The 876-nt window shown below is 43.6% G+C and carries 1 protein-coding gene; it reads left to right on the forward strand.

Annotated elements, in window-relative coordinates; genetic code table 11:
• Positions 1 to 63: 63 nt before the first annotated feature.
• A partial coding sequence (locus BG32_RS00955) for a hypothetical protein (RefSeq protein WP_121526242.1) occupies positions 64 to 876 on the forward strand: 813 nt, incomplete at its 3' end.

An 876-nucleotide genomic window follows, 5' to 3' on the forward strand; every position in this document is an offset into this window, starting at 1 on the left:
CCATGACTTCGATACGGCATCGAATTTCAAAGAGGATCTTCTTGTGTACGTGGTGAAGAAGCCTTGAGTAGATTAGTAACTGTTATTCTCTTATTTGCCTGTATTATAGCTGTTTCGGGAATGGGAGCGATTACGCTCGGCCAGAGGTATCCCTTGGGCATAATGCCATCCGGACTGCTGAAAATTAAGAACAGCAGTGGTACTTATTACATAACTCTCGTTAAGGGCGACTCCGAGTTAATAGTCTTCGATGCAAATTTCAGACCTGTGACGATCTTCGACTCGATGCGCAATGATGGAATCAACGATATCATCTACAGGGACGGGAAACTCTACTGCTTCGGATTCTACAGTGGCAGGTTGATTGTTGTGGACGCTTCCGTTCATCCTAGTAAATGGAAAAAGATCGACGAGATTCCAACATCCAGCAGGCTAATCACCGGATCGTTCATAGATGGAAAGGTTGGAATATTGACTAATGAGTTCGAGTTCCTGCTGCTGGACATATCCAAGAGGGAGATAATAAAGAGGCAGAAGCTCCCGGTCATAGCTCTATCTATAGCGGAAGATTCTAATTTCTTTTTCGTATCGCTCTTCCATAACTATAATCTTCTTACACATTCCCACGAGACCGAAAAAGGGCTTCTCGTATTTGATGAATGGGGTAATCTGGTAAACGAAGCAAATGTCGGTAAACGGCCATCTTACATTCTTTTAGAGGGAGAAAGAATCTTCCTGGTTTCATATGTGGATGAAAATCTCAAGGTTCTTTCTAAGAGTGATTTAGCTGAGATCACCACGGTTCAGCTGGGTAGATATCCAAATTTTCCCGTGATTCACGACGGAAAGATCTGGATCGCATTGACCGGCGAAGAC

The organism is Mesotoga sp. HF07.pep.5.2.highcov (assembly GCF_003666285.1).
GTDB classification, from domain to species: Bacteria; Thermotogota; Thermotogae; order Petrotogales; family Kosmotogaceae; genus Mesotoga; species Mesotoga prima.